The sequence below is a fragment of the Streptomyces sp. NPDC102514 genome (genome assembly GCF_055584525.1).
Genome location: NZ_JBVJLW010000008.1, coordinates 76773 through 95491 on the forward strand (window position 1 = coordinate 76773; position 18719 = coordinate 95491).

Sequence of the window (18719 nt, forward strand, 5' to 3'; positions counted from 1 at the left end):
ACCGCTCGATCGGGGTCTGCGGGGTACGGCGGGGTATGAGGGGCTTCATGGCGGAGGGCGAGAGGGCCGGCGGCAGCCCCGTGGCGGTGGGGCGCAAGGCGCGTGAGGTCGTCGCGCGCGGCGAGCGGCTGGCCGGGCTCGCCCGGAACGTGCTCGCCGACCACGTCCGCGCGGTGGAGCAGGTACGGGCCGCCCTCGCCCCGCTCCTCGCCGAACTGGTCGCCCAGGAGCTGGAGGGCATCCCCGTCTCCCGGCTGAAGGACGTCACCGAGGGGCGGCTGCGGCTCGGTGCCCTGGAGACCGCCGGATTCGGCAGCGTACGGCCGGTGTTCGAGGCGAGCCGGTACGAGCTGCGGCAGATTCCGGGCGTCGGCGCGCAGACCGCCGACCAGGCGCTCGCCGCCGCCCGGCAGATCGCCCGCGCCCTGGAAGAGACCGTGTCCGTACGGATCGACGTGGACCACCCCGAGCCGCGGACCACCGCCCTGGTCATCGCGCTGCGGCGGATCGTCGAGGCGGGGCCCGACCTGCGCAGAGCCGTGGACGCGGCCCAGGGACTTGAGCGACAGCTCGCCGGGCTCCTGGCGGCGGCGCGGCCGGCCGGCGGACGTCTGCGGATGGCCCTCCTCGGCAGGGCCGGGCGGGAGAGCGCCCTCGCGGCGGCGACCGAACTGCGCGGCCTGGTCGCCGACGCCGTCTCCAAGGGCGTACCGATGCTGCTCACGCAGGCCTCCACCGATCTGCTGCGGGAGTCCTCCTCCGACGCCGGGGCGTGGGTGGACTTCGAACTGCGGTCCGCGGAGTACTACAGCCAGCTCGCCGAGATCGCCGGCAGCGCACCCGACGTCGAGGCGTCCGAGGGCTTTCTGCCCGCGGAGGTCGCCGAGCGGGTGCACGCGCAGGGGCTCGACGACACCCACCGCAGGGTCTCGCTGCGCGGCTACCAGTCCTTCGGCGCGCGGTTCGCGCTGGCCCAGCGGCGGGTGGTCCTCGGTGACGAGATGGGGCTCGGCAAGACGATCCAGGCCATCGCGGTCCTCGCGCACCTCGCCGCCGACGGGCACCGGCACTTCCTGGTGGTGTGCCCGGCGAGCGTACTGATCAACTGGACGCGGGAGATCGGCTCCCGCAGCACCCTGCGCGCGGTGCCCGTGCACGGCCCGGACCGGCTGGACGCGTACGCCGAGTGGCGTGAGCGCGGTGGGGTCGCGGTCACCACCTTCGACGTGCTGCACAGCCTGCCGGACCCGAAGAAGGCCGAACAGCATCCGCTGGACGCGCCCGCCGCGCTCGTCGTCGACGAGGCCCACTACGTGAAGAACCCCGAGGCCCGCCGGTCCCGGGCCGTCGCACGCTGGACGAACCGCTGCGAGCGGGTCCTGTTCCTCACGGGTACGCCCATGGAGAACCGGGTGGAGGAATTCCGTACGCTCGTCCGCTATCTCCAGCCCGATCTGGTGCCGAGGATCCAGGGCAGCGACGCGGTCGCCGGTCCGCACACCTTTCGCAGGTCCGTCGCCCCCGCCTATCTGCGGCGCAACCAGCAGGACGTGCTGACCGAACTGCCCGCGCTGGTCCAGGTCGACGAATGGGAGGAGTTCAGCGCGGCCGACCAGGACGCCTACCGGCTCGCGGTCGCCGCGGGGAATTTCATGGCGATGCGCCGGGCCGCGTACGCGCACGCGGAGAAGTCGGCGAAGCTTCAGCGCTTGCGTGAACTGGTGACCGAGGCGGCGGCGAACGAGGTGAAGGTCGTCGTCTTCTCGTACTTCCGCGATGTGCTCGCTGCTGTGCAGGGGGCTCTGGGTGAGAGGGGCGGTGACGCTGGAGGTGGGGTCGTGCTGGGGCCGCTGGCCGGGGGAGTGCCCGCCGCGCGCCGGCAGCAGCTCGTCGACGAGTTCGCGGACGCGGCCGGGCACGCGGTGCTGCTCTGCCAGATCGAGGCGGGTGGGATCGGGCTGAATCTGCAGGCCGCGTCCGTGGTGATCCTGTGCGAGCCACAGGTCAAGCCGACGCTGGAGCATCAGGCTGTCGCGCGGGCGCATCGGATGGGGCAGGTGCGGTCGGTCCAGGTGCACCGGTTGCTGGCGACGGACAGTGTGGACGATCGGTTGTTGCGCATTCTTGAGAGCAAGGCGCGGCTTTTCGATGCGTACGCCCGGCGTAGTGATGTGGCTGAGGCCTCGCCGGACGCGGTGGATGTTTCCGATGGGGCGATTGCTCGGCGGATCGTCGAGGAGGAGCAGGAGCGGTTGGCTCTGACGGGCCGCGTCGTTCCTGGCGCGCGATAAGGATTGCGCAGTTCCCCGCGCCCCTAAATGGGGTTTGCCGGGCCTGATTTCAGGCCTGCTCCGCATAGGGGGACTACTGCGGTGCGGGGGGTCAGGGGGGTTTCTCTCGTTGCTGCCCAGCACGCCGCTCCCGTGGATTCCACGTACAGGCCCTGGGAGGCCAGGTCGGTCTGGGCGTGGCGGATCTGGTCCTCCGTCACGGTGAGGAACGTGCCGCCCGACTCGCGTACCGCCCGCAGGATCTGGCGGGCCCTCGGCGGACGGGGGATCGCGATGCCCTCGGCGAACGTGGGGGCCGCCGGGGTGACCCCGACCAGGTCGTCCGCCCCGTCGTGCCAGGCGCGGGCGAGCGGGGCGACCGCCGCGGACTGGACCGCGTACAGCGCGGGTCTGCGGTCGATCAGGCCCGCCGCGTGCAGTTCGGCGACGGCGAGTGCCGCGCCGAGCAGGAGCGTGCCGTTCCCGACGGGCAGGACCAGCACCTCGGGGAGCCGGCCGCCGAGCTCCTCCCACACCTCGTGGACGTAGGTCTTCGTGCCGTGCAGGAAGTACGGGTTGAAGACGTGCGAGGCGTAGAACGTGCCCTCCTCGTCCGCCGCCCTCCGGGCCGCCCACGCGGTCGCCTCACGGTCGCCCGGCACCACTTCCAGCCGGGCCCCGTGCGCCGCGATCTGCTCCAGCTTCTTGGCGGACGTGCCCTCGGGGACGTACACCGTGCACGACAGCCGGGCCCGCGCGCAGTACGCGGCGACGGCCGTGCCCGCGTTGCCGCTGCTGTCCGCGACGACCCGCCGGGGCCGCAGCCGCAGGGCCAGCTCGGCGAGCATGACGGCCCCGCGGTCCTTGAAGGAGAGCGTCGGCATGAGGAAGTCCAGTTTCGCCGAGACGCCCTCCCGGAGCGTGACCAGCGGGGTGCGGCCCTCGCCCAGCGACACCGAGGGGGCCGGCAGCGGCAGGCACTCCGTGTACCGCCAGAGTGAATTGACCCTGCCCGTCAGGGACTTGAGGGGCGCGGGCGTCGGTGCGAAGTCCAGGTCGAGCGGGCCGCGGCAGACCGGGCAGCACCACGCGAGGGAGTCCGTGGGGACGCGCGTGCCGTCCACCGGGCAGAAACAATCCGGCAAGGGAGTCATTCCCGCAGGTTAGATGCCCCGGTTGATGACGGGGTGTCATGGCCGTCGGACGGCAGTTGCGTTGCCTGCGTGCAGGGCTCTTGTGCAGTGCCTGTGAGAGCCGCCATCTTTCTGGCTGAGCGTGTGCTTCGTCCCGCCGGACACCCGGAGTGAACCTGCCTCCGGCGCGCCCGTGCGACCCGCACCACCTTGTGCGTGCCCGACCGCACCCCTCTCACCACCGCATTACCAGCGCACCACCAGCGCACCACCGATTGAGGAGGATCCCTCAGATGGCAGTGACGCGTCATGCCCGGCGAAGACTGGCCGGTGGCAGATTCACCGGTGGACGATTCGCCGGTATCGCTCTCGGTATCGGCTCGGCGGCTCTCGTCGGCGGCCTCGTCTGCGCGCTCCCGGCCCGGGCCGCGGGCCCCGAAGGTCTCGTCCAGTACGCGGGCGCGCCCGGCGCGATCGCGGACAGCTACATCGTGACGCTCCACGCGGACGCCGCGCAGGCCGGTTCGGCCGAGGGCAGGGCCCTGGCCGAGGAGTACGGCGCGACCGTCGAGCGTACGTACAGGAAGGCGCTGAACGGGTACGCCGTCGAGGCGAGCGCGGCCGAGGCGCGGCGGTTCGCCGCCGATCCGGCCGTCGCCTCCGTCGTCCAGAACCGGGTCTTCTCGATCAGGACGACCCAGCCCACCCCGCCCTCCTGGGGCCTGGACCGCATCGACCAGGCGGCCCTTCCGCCGAACCGGAGCTACACCTACGACGACACCGCGGGCGAGGGCGTCACCGCCTACATCATCGACACCGGGGTCCGTATCACCCACACCGACTTCGGCGGCCGGGCCTCCTACGGCTACGACGCCGTCGACAACGACAACACCGCCCAGGACGGCCACGGCCACGGCACGCACGTCGCCGGCACGGTCGGCGGCACGTCGTACGGCGTCGCCAAGAAGGCGAAGATCGTCGGCGTGCGGGTGCTCAACAACTCCGGCTCCGGGACCACCGCCCAGGTCGTCGCGGGCATCGACTGGGTGACCTCCCACGCGGTCAAGCCGGCCGTCGCCAACATGAGCCTCGGCGGCACCGCCGACACGGCCATCGACACCGCCGTACGCAACTCCATCGCCTCCGGCGTCACCTACGCCGTCGCGGCCGGCAACGAGACGACCAACGCCTCCACCCGCTCGCCCGCCCGGGTCACCGAGGCGATCACGGTCGGCGCCACCACCAGCACCGACGCCAAGGCGAGCTACTCCAACCACGGCGCCGTCCTCGACCTCTTCGCCCCCGGCTCGTCCATCACCTCCGCCTGGGGCACGGGCGACAGCGCGACCAACACCATCTCCGGTACGTCGATGGCGACGCCGCATGTCACCGGGGCCGCGGCGCTCTATCTGGCGGACAACCCGACCGCCGGGCCGGCCGCCGTACAGAGTGCGCTGGTCGCCGCTGCCACGAGCGGGGTCGTCACCAGTCCCGGCAGCGGGTCGCCGAACCGGCTGCTGCGGGTCGGTGGCGGGGGGACGACTCCGCCGCCGGGTTCGTACTTCGAGAACACCGCGGACCATGCGATCGCCGACAACTCCACGGTGAACTCGCCGGTCGTGGTGAGCGGGGTCTCCGGGAACGCGCCCGCGGCTCTCAGCGTGCCGGTGAACATCGTCCACACGTACATCGGTGACCTCCAGGTGCAGTTGGTCGCTCCCGACGGGAGTGTGTACACGCTGAAGGCGTACGGGGTGGGTGGGGCCTGCAGTTCTGACCCGGGCCCAGCATTCCTCGCCCCCGCCGCCCCTACCCGTCCCGTCACTGACTCGGGGGCCAGCCCCCGAACCCCCGCTCCTCAAACGCCGGAGAGGCTGATCCCTAGCCCGTCCGGCGTTTGAGGACACAGTGACGGGACGGGTAGGGGCGGCGGGGGCGAGGAAACGTTGTTCCGTCCCCGCTCGTACGCCGCTTACCATGCGCTTTGTCGCACACAGTTCCGTATCGGCGGCACGCAGCGCATCACTCGGACGAGGAGCACAGCACACGTGGAGATACCCCCGCCCGCCGGGCCACCGCAGCCGCCGCAGGGGCAGCAGCCGCAGGGTCCGTACGGCGCGTACCCGGGCCAGGGGCCGTACCCGCCGCAGGGGCCCGCCCCGTACGGGTACCAGCCCTGGGGGCACGGCTACTCCCCGTACAACAGCCCGGCGCCCGTCAACGGCCTCGCCATCTCCGCGCTGGTGCTCGGCATCCTCTGCTTCCTGCCGCTGGTCGGGATGGTGCTCGGGATCGTCGCGCTGGGGCAGATCCGGCGGAAGGGCGAGCGCGGCAAGGGCATGGCGATCGCCGGGATCGTCCTGTCGGGACTCGGCACCGTGATCCTCGTGATCGCGCTCGCCACCGGCGGCGCGGCCGGCTTCTGGGAGGGCTTCAAGGAAGGCGCGCGCGACGCGAGCGGCAGCGGCGCCGTCTTCTCCCTGGAGAAGGGCCAGTGCTTCGACACGCAGGGCGGTTTCCTGGAGGGCATGGCCTACGACGTCGACACGGTGTCCTGCGAGGGCGAGCACGACGGCGAGGTCTTCGCGAACTTCCCGATGCCGGACGGCCGTTACCCCGGCGGCGACGCCGTCACCGAGGCCGCCGACGACAAGTGCTACTCGCTCCAGTACGCCTACGCGATGGACTCCTGGGCCGTCCCGGACGACGTCGACATCTACTACTTCACGCCCACGAGCGACAGTTGGACCTACGGGGACCGCGAGATCACCTGCGTCTTCGGCAACACGGACGCGAAGGGCAACCTGACCGGCTCCCTGCGTCAGGACGCCACGACCCTCGACGCCGACCAGGTCGCCTATCTGGAGGCGGCCGAGGTCCTGAACCAGGCGATGGACTCGGCGCCCGAGGAGGAGTACGTCGAGGACGACCTGCCCGGTCACAAGGCGTGGGCGACCCGGGTCTCGGGTGCCCTCACCGAGCAGGTCGGCCTGCTGCGCGGCCACCGGTGGCCCGCCGACGCGGAGAAGCCCGTCGCCGCGCTCGTCGAGCACCTGGAGTCCGCGAAGGACGAGTGGGCCGACGCGGCGAGGACCTCCGATGTGGACACCTTCTACGAGCACTACGGCAAGGCGCTGGACCTCACCGACGCGAAGAAGTCCGTCACGACCCGCAAGGCCCTGGGCCTTGAATCGACCCCGCCGCCCGCGTACGAGGACGGGGGCGACGACGGCAGCGATGGCGGCAGCGCCGGTGACGCCGAGGTGTAGAGCCGCCCGTAGCGGAAAGAAAGTGCCTGCGTAAAGCCCCCGAAGGCTCTACGTCATCACATCGAGTGATTCTTTGGCCTTTACTTGCCTGGTCCAACCCACGGTTGCCACCCTGTAGCTGTCTGTACAACCTGAGGGAGTGGCCAGTGACATTCGGTGAGCAGCCGGCGTATCTGCGCGTCGCCGGCGATCTTCGCAAGAAGATCGTCGACGGATCGCTGCCACCGCACACCAGACTCCCGTCGCAGGCCAGAATCCGCGAGGAGTACGGGGTCTCGGACACGGTCGCCCTGGAGGCCCGCAAGGTGCTGATGGCCGAGGGGCTGGTCGAGGGCCGCTCCGGGTCCGGTACGTATGTGCGGGCGCGCCCGGTGCCCCGCCGTATCGCCCGCTCCGGATACCGGTCGGACAGCGGCTCGACCCCGTTCCGCCAGGAGCAGGCCGACCTGGCCGCGCGCGGTACGTGGGAGTCGCACAGCGCGCAGACGGAGGCGAGCGGCGCCGTCGCCGAGCGGCTCGGCATCGAGGCCGGCGAGCGGGTGATGTGCACGAAGTACGTCTTCCGGGACGCGGGCGAGGCGATGATGCTCTCCACCTCCTGGGAGCCTCTCGCCGTCACGGGCCGCACTCCGGTGATGCTCCCCGAGGAGGGCCCCCTCGGCGGGATGGGCGTGGTCGAGCGCATGGCCGCCATCGACGTGGTCGTGGACAACGTCACGGAGGAGGTGGGCGCCCGCCCCGGTCTCGCCGAGGAGTTGTCGGCGCTGGGGGGAGTGCCGGGCCATGTCGTGCTCGTCATCCAGCGCACGTACTACGCGTCGGGCCGGCCGGTGGAGACGGCGGACGTGGTCGTACCGGCGGACCGGTACCGGATCGCGTATCACCTGCCGGTGAAGTAGGGGCCGCCGGCGGCGGCCCGAGGGGCGGCCCGACGGTGCATTCCGGTCGTTCTCGCAGCCTCCTCCGGGCGGCGCCGGGGCCGGTCCTGGTCCCGTCGGCGGGACCCGCCTGGGGTGGCGAGGGGTGCCGGAGGGCGTATCCATGAGGATGCGCCCTCTTTGCACTGGCCGGTTGCTTACGTCGTGCGTACCTCTTTGTGAAAAGCCGTATTCGCTGCGTGAAGGTTAGGCGTAGGCTCCGGCATATGCGGATTGCGGTTTCCTTATGGAACGGGGTTGGGCGCGAACCGGGGGCGGGGAGTGGAGGGGCGCGATGAATGACGGCACGATCACACTTCCCTGGCTTGTCGTCCGACAGGACGACAACGGCAATCGCTATCGCGTCGGCAGGTATGCGACCAGGGCCGAGGCCCAGAAGATCGCGGACAGCCTCGACGGCCGGGGACACAAGCAGCTGTACTGGGTCGAGCGGATCGCGCAGAACGGCGCGAGGTGACGGCCGTCGGGTGAGCGTGGGACAGGCGGCGCGTGAGCGGTCCGTGAGCGGCGGCGGACGGTTCCCGCAGCTCCCGTAGGCTCCCGCGCATGACCGAACTGATCGTGGTGGTGGGGGCCGCCGTGCTGAGCGACGGGCGTCTGCTCGCCGCGCGTCGCAGTGCGCCTGTGGAGTTGGCCGGGCGCTGGGAGCTTCCCGGGGGGAAGGTCGAGCCGGGGGAGGGCTCCGAACAGGCTCTTGTGCGGGAGCTCCGGGAGGAGCTGGGGGTTTCGGCGGAGGTCGTGCGGCGCGTGCCGGGGGAGTTCGCCCTGCGGGCGCCGTACGTGTTGCGGGTGTGGACGGTTCGGCTGCTGCCGGGGTCGCCCGATCCTCGGGCCCTTCAGGATCATGACGAGTTGCGCTGGTTGACGGCGGACGAGGTGTGGGACGTCGACTGGCTTGACCAGGACGTGCCGGCTGTCGCCGAGGTCGCGCGGGTGGTGTGGGGGGTTTCCTCGCCCCCGCCGCCCCTACCCGTCCCGTCACGTACTCAGGGGCTCCGCCCCCGAACCCCCGGTCCTCAAACGCCGGACGGCTGAAAGGCTCTTCAGCCCGTCCGGCGTTTGAGGACGAGCGCGACAGGGGGTCCGGGGGCGGAGTCCCCGGGGGATGCGATACACGCGTCGTACGTGGGACGCTCGCCCTCGCGGGGCGCGTGTGGAGAGTGATGCGGGCTCGGGGTACGCCGTTCGTGGCACGGCACGCCCCCGCGCGCGGTACTTCGCCCGGGATATCGGGTATGTGCCAATAAACCCGATGAAATCGGACATGGTCCGACGTGGGCCTGGGAGTGAGCTGCGTGATTCACACCGAGGGCGAAGTCGCCGAGTGGACCTTCCCCGCGGAGCCGGGCGCCGTCAGGACCGCCCGGGCCGTGGTCCGCGGCCAACTGCGCTCCTGGGGCCTCGACGCCCTGAGCGATGTGACGACGCTGCTGGTCAGCGAGCTGGTGACCAATTCACTGCGGCACGCGACCGGCCCCATCGGCGTCCGCCTCGTACGTCCCTCGGGTCTTCTCGACGCCCTGCTCGTGGAGGTTTCCGACCCGCTGCCCGACCCGCCCCGGGAGCGCTCCGCCCAACCCGACGACGAGACCGGCCGGGGGCTGCAACTGGTGGCGGACGCCGCGCGCCGCTGGGGCACCAGACCAGGCGAAACGGGCAAGACGGTGTGGTTCGAGCTGGCCCTCCCCGGCTGATCGCCGGCCCTTCGGCACGGTCCGCGGGCGGTCCGGCCCGTCTCGGGTGGAGAGACGGGACGAGTAGGTGGTTCGACGGGGTGCCACGTGGTTAGAAGACTGGGAGTGTTTGTCGCAGCCGGTCCTAAAAGCATCGGGACCGTGCTGTGATCGTGAACACCGTGTTGTGCGGCTCCGTAGTGCTGGATACTGCGGGCAGCCGCTTTCGGTGACCGGTGCCGGGCGCGGTGAGCTGGAGGGGACGGTTCGCGTGAGCGAGATACCAGCGAAGGCCACGGAGTCCGAGGATCCGTCGGGCGGCGCGATGGCTGATGCGACGACAGGCGATGACGCCACGCCCGCGGCGGGCAGGACGGCGGCCCGCGTGCCGGACGGGGCGTCGGGCGACTCGTCCGGCGAGGTCGTGTGGCAGAGCAGTCCGCCCGGATCGATCTACGACTACATCAAGGTCGCCTCCTTCTCGATCGGCCCCGACGGTCTCGTCGACCAGTGGAGCCTGCGCGCCGAGCAGCTCTTCGGCATCTCGACCGACCGTGCCGTGGGCATGGACCCCATCGAGGCCTTCGTGGCCGAGGACAGGCGTGACTTCGGCCAGCGGAAGATGGCCGAAGTCCTCGACGGCAGGGAGTGGACCGGTGTGGTCCCCTTCCGGCTGCCCGACCCGGGGGGCAGTGGCCGGATCGTCGAGGGGCTCGCCGAGGTGTACGTCATGCCGACGCGCACCGAGGAGGGCGAACGGGCCGCCGTGTGCATCGTGGTGGACGTGCGCACGCTCCGCAGCATCGAAACCGACCTCGCCGCCTCGCAGGCAATTTTCGGCCAATCTCCCTTCGGCTTCCTCCTGATCGACCCGGACCTGCGGATTCGCCGCGCCAACCAGCGGTTCGCCTCGACCTTCGGCGGCACCGTCGACGACCACCGCGGCCGTACGGTCAAGGACTATCTGTCGCCGGGCGAGACCGACCGTGTCTCGGCGATACTGCGCCGGGTCCTGGAGACGGGCGACTCCGTCACCGAGATGCTGGTCACGGGCACCGTGCCCGGTTCCACCGAGCGCCGCCACTGGTCCATCAACCTCTATCGCGTACACGGCGGTTCGGGCCGTGCGATCGGGATCGCGTGGCTGGGTACCGACATCACCGCGCGCCGCGCGGCCGCCCGCGAGGCCGCGCAGGCCCGGCGCAATCTCGCCCTCCTGAACGAGGCGGGAGCGCGTATAGGGAATTCGCTCGATCTGGAGACCACGGCCCGCGAACTCCTCGACGTGGCCGTCCCCGGCTTCTGCGACCTGGCCTCCGTCGACCTCTACCAAGGCCTGCTCGCCGGTGACGAGACCCCGCCGGGCCTCGCCGACGGCAGTGCCGAACTGCGCCGGGTGGCCTATGCCAGCGCCGTGTCCGACGCGCCCTTCCTCGGTGGCCGCAAGCTCGTGAGCGTCGGAGCGGTCCACCGCTTCGCCTTCAACTCCGCCTGCGCGGACGCCCTGCGCACCGCCAAGCCGCAGTTCGTCGCGGCCGAGGAGGGCGAACTGATCCAGTCCACGCTCGCGGTGCCGATGGTCGCCCACGACACGGTCGTCGGCATCGTCCAGTTCTCCCGGACGAAGGGCAGCGAGCCGTTCGGGGAGCGCGACCGGGCGCTGGCGGTCGAACTGGCCGCGCGGGCCGCCGTCTGCATGGACAACGCGCGCCTGTACCGCCGTGAGCACGAACGCGCCCTGATCCTCCAGCGCTCCCTGCTGCCCCCGGGCGACCCGGAGGCCTCCGGCCTGGACATCGCCTGCCGCTACCTTCCGGGGAACGCGGCGACGGAGGTCGGCGGCGACTGGTTCGACGTCATCGAACTGCCCGGTCACCGCACGGCGCTGGTCGTCGGCGACGTCATGGGCCGCGGCCTGCGGGCGGCCGTCGCGATGGGCGAACTGCGCACGGCCGTACGCACGCTGGCCCTGCTCGACCTCGAACCGGCCGAAGTGCTCTCCGCGTTGGACGAGATCGCCCGCGGACTCGGTACACCCGGCGGCACCCAGCAATCTACGCGCGGTGCCCGCCAGTCCCGGGACGCCGACCTCTCCGAGGTGTACCTCGCCACCTGTGTGTACGCGGTCTACGACTCCGTGACCCGCCGCTGTACGTTCGCCAACGCCGGCCATCTCCCGCCGGTCCTGGTCGAGCCCGGCGAGAGCGCGCTCATGCTCGACGTACCGCCGGGCATGCCGCTGGGGGTCGGCGGCGAGCCGTTCGAGGAGGTGGAGGTCGAACTCCCCGAGGGCGCCCTCCTGGCGCTCTACACGGACGGTCTCGTCGAATCCCGCGACCACCCCCTGGACGAGGGCCTGCAGGCCTTCGTGGGCGCCCTGACGGACCCCTCGGCCCCGCTGGAGGACGTCTGCGACCACGTCCTCAGCACCCTCGACACGCATCACGGCGAGGACGACATCGCGCTGCTGATGGCACGTGTCCAGGGGCTGCCCGCCGAGTCGGTCGGCGACTGGACGCTGCCGCGCGAGCCCCGGAGCGTGGGCCGCGCCCGTGAGTTCGCCCGCAACCAGCTGGTCGGCTGGGACCTGGAGCCGCTCGTCGACACGGCCGAACTGCTCGTCAGCGAGCTGGTCACCAACGCCCTGCGCTACGGCGAGGGCGAGATCCGGCTGCGGCTCCTCCTCGACCGCACGCTGGTCTGCGAGGTCTGGGACGCCGGTCTCGTCCAGCCGCGCCGCCGCCGGGCCCGCGACACCGACGAGGGCGGCCGGGGGCTCCAGCTCGTGGGGCTCCTCAGCGCCGCCTGGGGCTCGCGCCGCACGCCCCGGGGCAAGACGGTGTGGTTCGAACTGCCCCTGCCCAACGGCGGAACCAGCCTCGCGGACCCGGCGGAGGCCCTGCTGAGCCTGTTCTGACCGGGCCTGCGCAGGACCGCCGGAGCCGCGTGGACCTCATCCCTCACCCGTGGACCTCACCCCTTCGAGGTGCGCCTGCCGATCTTCGACCCCAGCCAGACCAGTGGGTCGTACTTGCGGTCGACCGCGCGTTCCTTGAGGGGGATCAGGGCGTTGTCCGTGATCTTGATGCCCTCGGGGCAGACCTCGGTGCAGCACTTGGTGATGTTGCAGTAGCCGAGCCCGTGCTCGTCCTGCGCGGTCTTCTTGCGGTCCAGGCCGCTGTCGTCCGCCGCGTCCAGCGGATGCATGTCCAGCTCCGCCACCCGCATCAGGAAGCGCGGCCCGGCGAAGGCCGTCTTGTTCTCCTCGTGGTCGCGCACCACATGGCAGGTGTCCTGGCACAGGAAGCACTCGATGCACTTGCGGAACTCCTGCGACCGGTCCACGTCCTCCTGCATCATCCGGTACTCACCGGCCGCCAGCCCGTCCGGCGGCACGAACGCGGGCACCTCCCGCGCCTTCGTGTAGTTGAAGCCGACGTCGGTGACGAGGTCGCGGACCACCGGGAACGCCCGCAGGGGGGTGACGGTGATCGTCTCCTCGCGGGTGAACACCGACATCCGGGTCATGCACAGCAGCCGCGGCCGGCCGTTGACCTCCGCCGAACACGAACCGCACTTGCCGGCCTTGCAGTTCCAGCGCACGGCGAGATCCGGGGCCTGGGTCGCCTGGAGCCGGTGGATGATGTCGAGGACCACCTCGCCGTCGTTCACCTCGACCCCGAAGTCCTCCAGGCCGCCGCCGCCGACGTCCCCGCGCCACACCTTGAAGCGGGCCTCATAGCTGCTCACTCGTAGAGCTCCTCTTCGGCGAGGTACTTGACCAGCTCTTCCTTCTCGAAGAGAGCGAGCAGGTCGGGTCGGATGGGTTCGGTGGTCTCCCGGACTAGGTCGATCTGGCCGTGCACCGGGTCCGTCGCCGCCAGGCCGCCGGTGGGATCGGTCAGCTGACAGAGCAGGTTCACGCGCCGCCAGGCCCGGTCCATCGCCGGATGGTCCTCACGGGTGTGGCCGCCGCGCGACTCGGTGCGTTCCAGCGCGGCCCGGGCCACGCACTCGCTGACGAGCAGCATGTTGCGCAGGTCGAGCGCGAGGTGCCAGCCCGGGTTGAACTGCCGGTGCCCCTCGACCCCGGCCCGCCGGGCCCGTACCCGCAGGTCCGCCAGTTTCTCCAGGGCCGCCTCCATCTCCGCCTCCCGGCGGATGATGCCGACGAGGTCGTTCATCGCCTGCTGGAGCTCCTGATGGAGGGTGTACGGGTTCTCCGGCGGCCGGCCGTCCTCCTCGCCGGGCGCGGGGCCCTCGGCGGAGAAGGGCCGCAGCGCCTCCGCGGCGGCGGCGTCGACCTGGACGTCGTCCACGAGGGGGCGCCCGCCGGCGGGTCCGGTGAGGCCGGTGGCGTACTCCGCCGCGTGCAGTCCGGCCCGCCGTCCGAAGACCAGCAGGTCGGAGAGCGAGTTCCCGCCGAGCCGGTTGGAGCCGTGCATCCCGCCCGCGACCTCACCGGCCGCGAACAGCCCCGGCACCCCGCGGGCCGCCGCGGTGTCCGACTCGACCGCGATGCCGCCCATCACGTAGTGGCAGGTCGGCCCGACCTCCATCGCCTCGGCGGTGATGTCGACGTCGGCGAGTTCCTTGAACTGGTGGTACATGGACGGCAGCCGGCGCCTGATCACCTCGGCGGGCATCCGGGTGGAGACGTCGAGGAAGACCCCGCCGTGCGGGGAGCCGCGGCCCGCCTTGACCTCGGAGTTGATGGCCCGTGCCACCTCGTCCCGGGGGAGCAGTTCGGGCGGGCGCCGGTTGTGGTCCGGGTCCTCGTACCAGCGGTCGCCCTCCTCCTCGGACTGGGCGTACTTCTCCTTGAAGACGTCCGGGATGTACTCGAACATGAACCGCTTGCCCTCGGAGTTCCTGAGCACCCCGCCGTCGCCGCGCACCGACTCCGTGACGAGGATGCCCTTCACGGACGGCGGCCAGACCATGCCCGTCGGGTGGAACTGCACGAACTCCATGTTGAGCAGCGGCGCCCCGGCGAGCAGCGCCAGCGCGTGCCCGTCGCCCGTGTACTCCCACGAGTTCGACGTCACCTTGAAGGACTTGCCGATGCCGCCGGTGGCGACCACGACCGAGGGTGCCTCCAGGACGAAGAAGCGGCCGGACTCCCGCTGGTAGCAGAAGGTCCCGGCGACCCTGCTCCCGTCCTTCAGGATCCGGGTGACCGTGCACTCCTGGAAGACCTTCAGACGCGACTCGTAGTCGCCGGTCTCCTTGAAGTCCTCCTGCTGGAGCGACACGATCTTCTGCTGGAGCGTGCGGATCAGCTCCAGGCCCGTACGGTCGCCGACGTGCGCGAGCCGCGGGTACTCGTGCCCGCCGAAGTTGCGCTGGGAGATGCGCCCGTCGTGCGTACGGTCGAAGAGGGCGCCCCAGGTCTCCAGCTCCCACACGCGGTCGGGGGCCTCCTGGGCGTGCAGCTCGGCCATCCGCCACTGGTTGAGGAACTTGCCGCCGCGCATGGTGTCGCGGAAGTGGACCTGCCAGTTGTCGCCCGAGTTGACGTTGCCCATGGCCGCGGCGATGCCGCCCTCGGCCATCACGGTGTGCGCCTTGCCGAACAGCGACTTGCAGATGACGGCCGTACGCGCGCCGCGTTCCCGCGCCGCGATCGCCGCACGCAGGCCGGCTCCTCCGGCACCGACCACGACGACGTCCCACTCCTGCCGGTCGACCACGGACATCTGAAGCACCTTTTGTCGGTTAGAAGAAGGTCGGGTCGTCGAAGACGCCGGACGCGACCAGGTACACGTAGAAGTCGGCGAGCGCCACGCTCACCAGCGACGCCCAGGCGAGCTGCATGTGACGTGCGTTCAGCCGGCCCACCAGCTGCCAGGCCCGGTAGCGCACGGGATGCTTGGAGAAGTGCTTGAGCTTGCCGCCGACGATGTGCCGACAGGAGTGGCAGGAGACGGTGTACGCCCAGATCAGCGTGATGTTGACCAGGAACACGAGCGTGCCGAGCCCCATGTGGCCCCACTCGTAGTCCTCGTTCCGGAAGGCGAGGACCGTGTCGTACGTGAGGATCCCGGCGACCGGCACCGCCGCGTAGAAGAAGTAGCGGTGGATGTTCTGGAAGATCAGCGGGAAACGCGTCTCACCGGAGTACTTCTTGTGCGGCTCGGCGACCGCGCAGGCCGGCGGCGAGGCCCAGAAGCCCCGGTAGTAGGCCTTGCGGTAGTAGTAGCAGGTCAGCCGGAAGCCGAGCGGGAAGATCAGCACGAGCAGAGCGGGGGACAGGCCCCACCAGCTGCCGAAGATCTCCCAGTTGGGCCCGTTCCTCATCGGCACGCAGTTCTCCGCCAGACAAGGCGAGTAGAACGGCGAGACGTACGGGGCGGCGTAGTAGTCGCTGTTCGAGAACGCCCGCCATGTCGAGTAGACGACGAAGGCCAGCAGCCCGGCCGCCGTCGCGGCGGGCGCCAGCCACCAGCGGTCGGTCCGCAGATGCGGGGCGGTGATCGCGGCGCGCGTACCGTTGCGTACGCCGCCGCTGTTCATTTGGGGTTCCGTACCAGTGGCCAAGGAGAGCTCCGGTCGGGATCAGGGTGCGTGGCGGTCGCGGGCGCCGAGACCCTCGTCGTCGGAGTCCGTCCACAGGGTCGTGTCGTACGGGGTGTCGGGGATGGACACGAGGTCGGGGCGCTTGGGCCTGACGAGACCGGGTGCGGCCTCGCGCAGCAGTGCCACGCTCTCGCGCAGGTGATCGGCGTCGGTGCGCACCCTGCGCATCTCCAGGCCGCCACCGTCCACCTGCTGTTCCAGGCGCTTCACGGACCTCACCAGGTCGTCGAGGCAGCGCTGGACTGACGTCAGTTCGTCGTGCACGGACATGACTTGCCCTCACTTCCGCGGACCCATCGGCCCAAGGCGGCAACGTTCATGCGCCTGCGAGTGTCGCGCGTCACACCGGCTGGTGGGAAGGGACGTGCATGGATTGGGAAGATCCGGCAGAAGCCCTCCGGGGGCGTGCGGGTACCGGGCCCGCTCCGGCGCGCGGGCCCGGAGCATTGCGCCGCACGGGTGGGCTTCCCCCGGCCCGTCGCCGTGTCGCCGCCCGGTGCCGGAACCTTTCCTCTTCAGTGGCCGCATAGATCTGATCAACTCCAAATACCGCCATACGTGATCAGACCACCCGTGTTCACCCGTGGAGCGGCCCCCCGGAGGTACCAGTCATGTCCCACGACGGCGTCGGACTGCGCGCGGTGACGCGCTCGGTAGCGTTCCTCACGGCGGGCGTCCTCGCGGTGCCCGCTCTCGCCGGGTGCAGTGAGCAGGACGAGGCGGGCAGGCCCGCCGCCGCCCAGGACATCGCGTCCGCGCAGCGCGATCGGATCGCCGACGGCGGCACCCTGCACTGGGCCGTGGACAACGTCCCCGAGACCCTCAACACCTTCCAGGCGGACGCGGACGCCGCCACCTCCCGGGTCGCCGGCGCCGTACTGCCCTCCCTGTACCGGCTCGACGCGAACGGCCACCCCCGGCGCAACCCCGACTACCTGGAGAGCGCGAAGATCGTCGAGCGCGAGCCCCGGCAGGTCGTGCTCTACAAGCTCAACCAGCAGGCCGTCTGGAGCGACGGCCGCGAGATCGGCGCCGCGGACTTCGCCGCGCAGTGGCGCGCCCTGTCCGGCAAGGACACCGCGTACTGGACCGCCCGCAACGCCGGCTACGACCGCATCGAGAAGATCGAACGCGGCAAGAACGACCTGGAGGTGCGGGTCACCTTCAAGAAGCCGTACGCGGACTGGCAGTCCCTCTTCTCGCCGCTGTACCCGAAGGACGTCATGGGCACCCCGGACACCTTCAACGACAGCGCCCGCCGCAGGCTGAAGGTCACCGCGGGCCCCTTCGCCGTCGACACGGTCGACCGCAAGTCGGGCGACATCACCCTCAAGCGCAACCCCCGCTGGTGGGGGCGGCCCGCCAAGCTCTCCGAACTGGTCCTGCGGGCCGTGCCCCGGGAGAAGCGTGCCGCGGCGCTCGCCGGCGGCCGGCTCGACCTGGCCGAGATCGACGCGACCGAGGCCCACCGGATCACGTCCGCCGCCCGGGAGACGAAGGGCGGCCAAGGCGCGCCCCTCACCCATGGACCCGGCGCCGCCCTCACCCCGGGCCGGGCGCTGCGTTCCTGGGCGATCGCGCACGGTTCCGACGAGGAGGCGGCCGACAAGGAGACCACGGCCCGCAAGAAGCGCGCCAAGGCCGTGGCGAAGTACACCGGCCAGCAGTCCGCCCTGCGCGGTTACGTGGTCCGCAAGTCCCTCGAACCGGCCTTCACCCAGCTCGCGTTGAACGGCTCCGAGGGCCCGCTCGCCGACGAACGCGTCCGCCGGGCCGTGGCCCGCGCCCTCGACCGCAAGGAGCTGGCCAAGGCCGTCCTTGAGCCGCTCGGCCTGCCGGCCGAGCCGGTCGGCAGCCACCTCGCGCTCGCCGGACAGCAGGCGTACGCCGACAACAGCGGAGCGCTCGGCGACCAGGACACCGGGGAGGCGCAGGCCCTGCTCTCCGACGCCGGATGGGTGGTGGGCGGCTCCGTCAAGGAGAAGAAGCCCAAGAAGGGGGCGGGCGCCGAGGCCTCGAAGTCGGCCAAGGACAAGAAGGCCAAGGACTCCAAGGACGCCAAGGACACGGACGAGGCGGACGGCACCGGGGACGACGGCACGTACATCGTCGGCGGGACGGACGACAAGCCCGCGGACGACGAGAGCCCCACCGTGCTCGCGCCCAGGAAGCGGGACGGGGCGAGCGCGGCGGAGAAGCACCTCGCCCAGGACGGGAAGCAGCAGCTCAAGCCAGGCGGCGCCCCGGGAGCGTACGCGCCCAGGGGCACCCGCGCCCCCGGTCCGGCGGCCGTGGGGCCGCTCGCCAGGAACGGCAAGCCGCTGTCGCTGCGGTTCGTGCTCCCCTCGGGCCCCGGCTCCCAGTCGCTGCGGGCGGTCGGGGAGCGGATCGCCCGGATGCTGGACCGCGTCGGCATCCGTACGGAGATCTCCAAGGTCGCCGACGACAGCTATTTCAAGGATCACATCGCCTCGGGCCAGTACGACCTGGCGCTGTACTCCTGGCCCGCGTCCGCGTTCCCCGCGACCGACGCCCGCCCGATCTACGCCAAGCCGGTACCGGCGGCGGACGGCTCCCTGAACGTCGAGCAGAACTTCACCCGGGTCGGCACCGACCAGGTGGACCAGCTCTTCGACCAGGCCATCGGCGAACTGGACGCGGACGAGTCCCGCTCCCTGGTCCGCAAGGCGGACGCCCGTATCTGGGCCGCCGCGGCCTCGATCCCCCTCTACCAGCGCCCCCAGCTGACGGCGTCCCGCAACGGTCTGGCCAACGCAGGAGCCTTCGGTTTCCAGACCCCGTTCTACGAGGACATGGGTTTCCTGAAGAAGTCCTGATCCTGCAGGTGAGGCCGCTG

14 protein-coding genes are annotated in these 18719 nt (G+C 71.2%); 9 read left to right on the top strand and 5 right to left on the bottom strand.

Going from position 1 to position 18719, the window contains the following annotated elements; translation table 11 throughout:
- Positions 1–47: 47 nt before the first annotated feature.
- Positions 48–2291, top strand: coding sequence for a DEAD/DEAH box helicase (locus ACZ60E_RS21355; protein ID WP_469442370.1), 2244 nt, complete (start codon positions 48–50; stop codon positions 2289–2291).
- 23 nt (positions 2292–2314) lie between these two features.
- Here ACZ60E_RS21355 and ACZ60E_RS21360 read toward each other — a convergent pair whose 3' ends face one another.
- Positions 2315–3424 carry a threonine synthase gene (locus ACZ60E_RS21360; RefSeq protein WP_469442372.1) on the bottom strand — a complete coding sequence of 370 codons (1110 nt, stop codon included), beginning with the start codon at positions 3422–3424 and terminating at the stop codon, positions 2315–2317.
- Positions 3425–3696: 272 nt separating this feature from the next.
- Between ACZ60E_RS21360 and ACZ60E_RS21365 the strand changes: the two genes are divergently transcribed.
- From ACZ60E_RS21365 to ACZ60E_RS21395, 7 genes are all read left to right on the top strand, one after another.
- Entirely contained in the window at positions 3697–5304 is a 1608-nt protein-coding gene (locus ACZ60E_RS21365; protein ID WP_469442375.1) for a S8 family peptidase, read from the top strand.
- A 147-nt stretch (positions 5305–5451) separates the two neighbouring features.
- Positions 5452–6672 carry a DUF4190 domain-containing protein gene (locus ACZ60E_RS21370; protein WP_469442377.1) on the top strand — a complete coding sequence of 407 codons (1221 nt, stop codon included), beginning with the start codon at positions 5452–5454 and terminating at the stop codon, positions 6670–6672.
- 146 nt (positions 6673–6818) lie between these two features.
- Positions 6819–7571: a GntR family transcriptional regulator gene (locus ACZ60E_RS21375; protein ID WP_384804630.1), complete on the top strand. Its 753-nt coding sequence runs from the start codon at positions 6819–6821 to the stop codon at positions 7569–7571.
- Positions 7572–7884: 313 nt separating this feature from the next.
- Complete coding sequence (locus ACZ60E_RS21380; protein WP_210880537.1) at positions 7885–8067, top strand: SPOR domain-containing protein; 183 nt, start codon at positions 7885–7887, stop codon at positions 8065–8067.
- Between the two features lie 89 nt (positions 8068–8156).
- Positions 8157–8645 (top strand): (deoxy)nucleoside triphosphate pyrophosphohydrolase, encoded by a 489-nt coding sequence (locus tag ACZ60E_RS21385; RefSeq protein WP_469442380.1) that lies wholly within the window; start codon positions 8157–8159, stop codon positions 8643–8645.
- Positions 8646–8905: 260 nt separating this feature from the next.
- Positions 8906–9304 carry an ATP-binding protein gene (locus ACZ60E_RS21390; RefSeq protein ID WP_453792331.1) on the top strand — a complete coding sequence of 133 codons (399 nt, stop codon included), beginning with the start codon at positions 8906–8908 and terminating at the stop codon, positions 9302–9304.
- Between the two features lie 250 nt (positions 9305–9554).
- A complete protein-coding gene (locus ACZ60E_RS21395) occupies positions 9555–12200 on the top strand; it encodes a SpoIIE family protein phosphatase (RefSeq protein WP_384804627.1) in 2646 nt (881 codons plus the stop codon).
- 56 nt (positions 12201–12256) lie between these two features.
- On the opposite strand, the gene ACZ60E_RS21400 is transcribed toward ACZ60E_RS21395, so the two are convergent.
- From ACZ60E_RS21400 to ACZ60E_RS21415, 4 genes are read right to left on the bottom strand one after another with little or no spacing between them, the layout of a single operon-like run.
- Positions 12257–13033, bottom strand: coding sequence for a succinate dehydrogenase/fumarate reductase iron-sulfur subunit (locus ACZ60E_RS21400; RefSeq protein WP_384804625.1), 777 nt, complete (start codon positions 13031–13033; stop codon positions 12257–12259).
- Positions 13030–14982, bottom strand: a complete 1953-nt coding sequence (locus tag ACZ60E_RS21405; RefSeq protein ID WP_384804623.1) for a fumarate reductase/succinate dehydrogenase flavoprotein subunit — start codon at positions 14980–14982, stop codon at positions 13030–13032. Before ACZ60E_RS21405 ends, ACZ60E_RS21400 begins: the two co-directional genes overlap by 4 nt.
- A gap of 19 nt (positions 14983–15001) precedes the next feature.
- Complete coding sequence (locus ACZ60E_RS21410; RefSeq protein WP_384804621.1) at positions 15002–15823, bottom strand: hypothetical protein; 822 nt, start codon at positions 15821–15823, stop codon at positions 15002–15004.
- Positions 15824–15841: 18 nt separating this feature from the next.
- Positions 15842–16132, bottom strand: a complete 291-nt coding sequence (locus ACZ60E_RS21415; RefSeq protein WP_384804619.1) for a hypothetical protein — start codon at positions 16130–16132, stop codon at positions 15842–15844.
- A gap of 341 nt (positions 16133–16473) precedes the next feature.
- Here ACZ60E_RS21415 and ACZ60E_RS21420 point away from each other — a divergent pair, with 341 nt between their 5' ends.
- Positions 16474–18699, top strand: a complete 2226-nt coding sequence (locus ACZ60E_RS21420; RefSeq protein WP_469442388.1) for an ABC transporter family substrate-binding protein — start codon at positions 16474–16476, stop codon at positions 18697–18699.
- Positions 18700–18719 lie beyond the last annotated feature (20 nt).

Bases quoted from the DNA above. Each gene is read 5' to 3' on its own strand.
- ACZ60E_RS21355 (WP_469442370.1), top strand. From the start codon at position 48: ATGGCGGAGGGCGAGAGGGCCGGCGGCAGCCCCGTGGCGGTGGGGCGC.
- ACZ60E_RS21360 (WP_469442372.1), bottom strand. From the start codon at position 3,424: ATGACTCCCTTGCCGGATTGTTTCTGCCCGGTGGACGGCACGCGCGTC.
- ACZ60E_RS21365 (WP_469442375.1), top strand. From the start codon at position 3,697: ATGGCAGTGACGCGTCATGCCCGGCGAAGACTGGCCGGTGGCAGATTC.
- ACZ60E_RS21380 (WP_210880537.1), top strand. From the start codon at position 7,885: ATGAATGACGGCACGATCACACTTCCCTGGCTTGTCGTCCGACAGGAC.
- ACZ60E_RS21385 (WP_469442380.1), top strand. From the start codon at position 8,157: ATGACCGAACTGATCGTGGTGGTGGGGGCCGCCGTGCTGAGCGACGGG.
- ACZ60E_RS21405 (WP_384804623.1), bottom strand. From the start codon at position 14,982: ATGTCCGTGGTCGACCGGCAGGAGTGGGACGTCGTCGTGGTCGGTGCC.
- ACZ60E_RS21415 (WP_384804619.1), bottom strand. From the start codon at position 16,132: ATGTCCGTGCACGACGAACTGACGTCAGTCCAGCGCTGCCTCGACGAC.
- ACZ60E_RS21420 (WP_469442388.1), top strand. From the start codon at position 16,474: ATGTCCCACGACGGCGTCGGACTGCGCGCGGTGACGCGCTCGGTAGCG.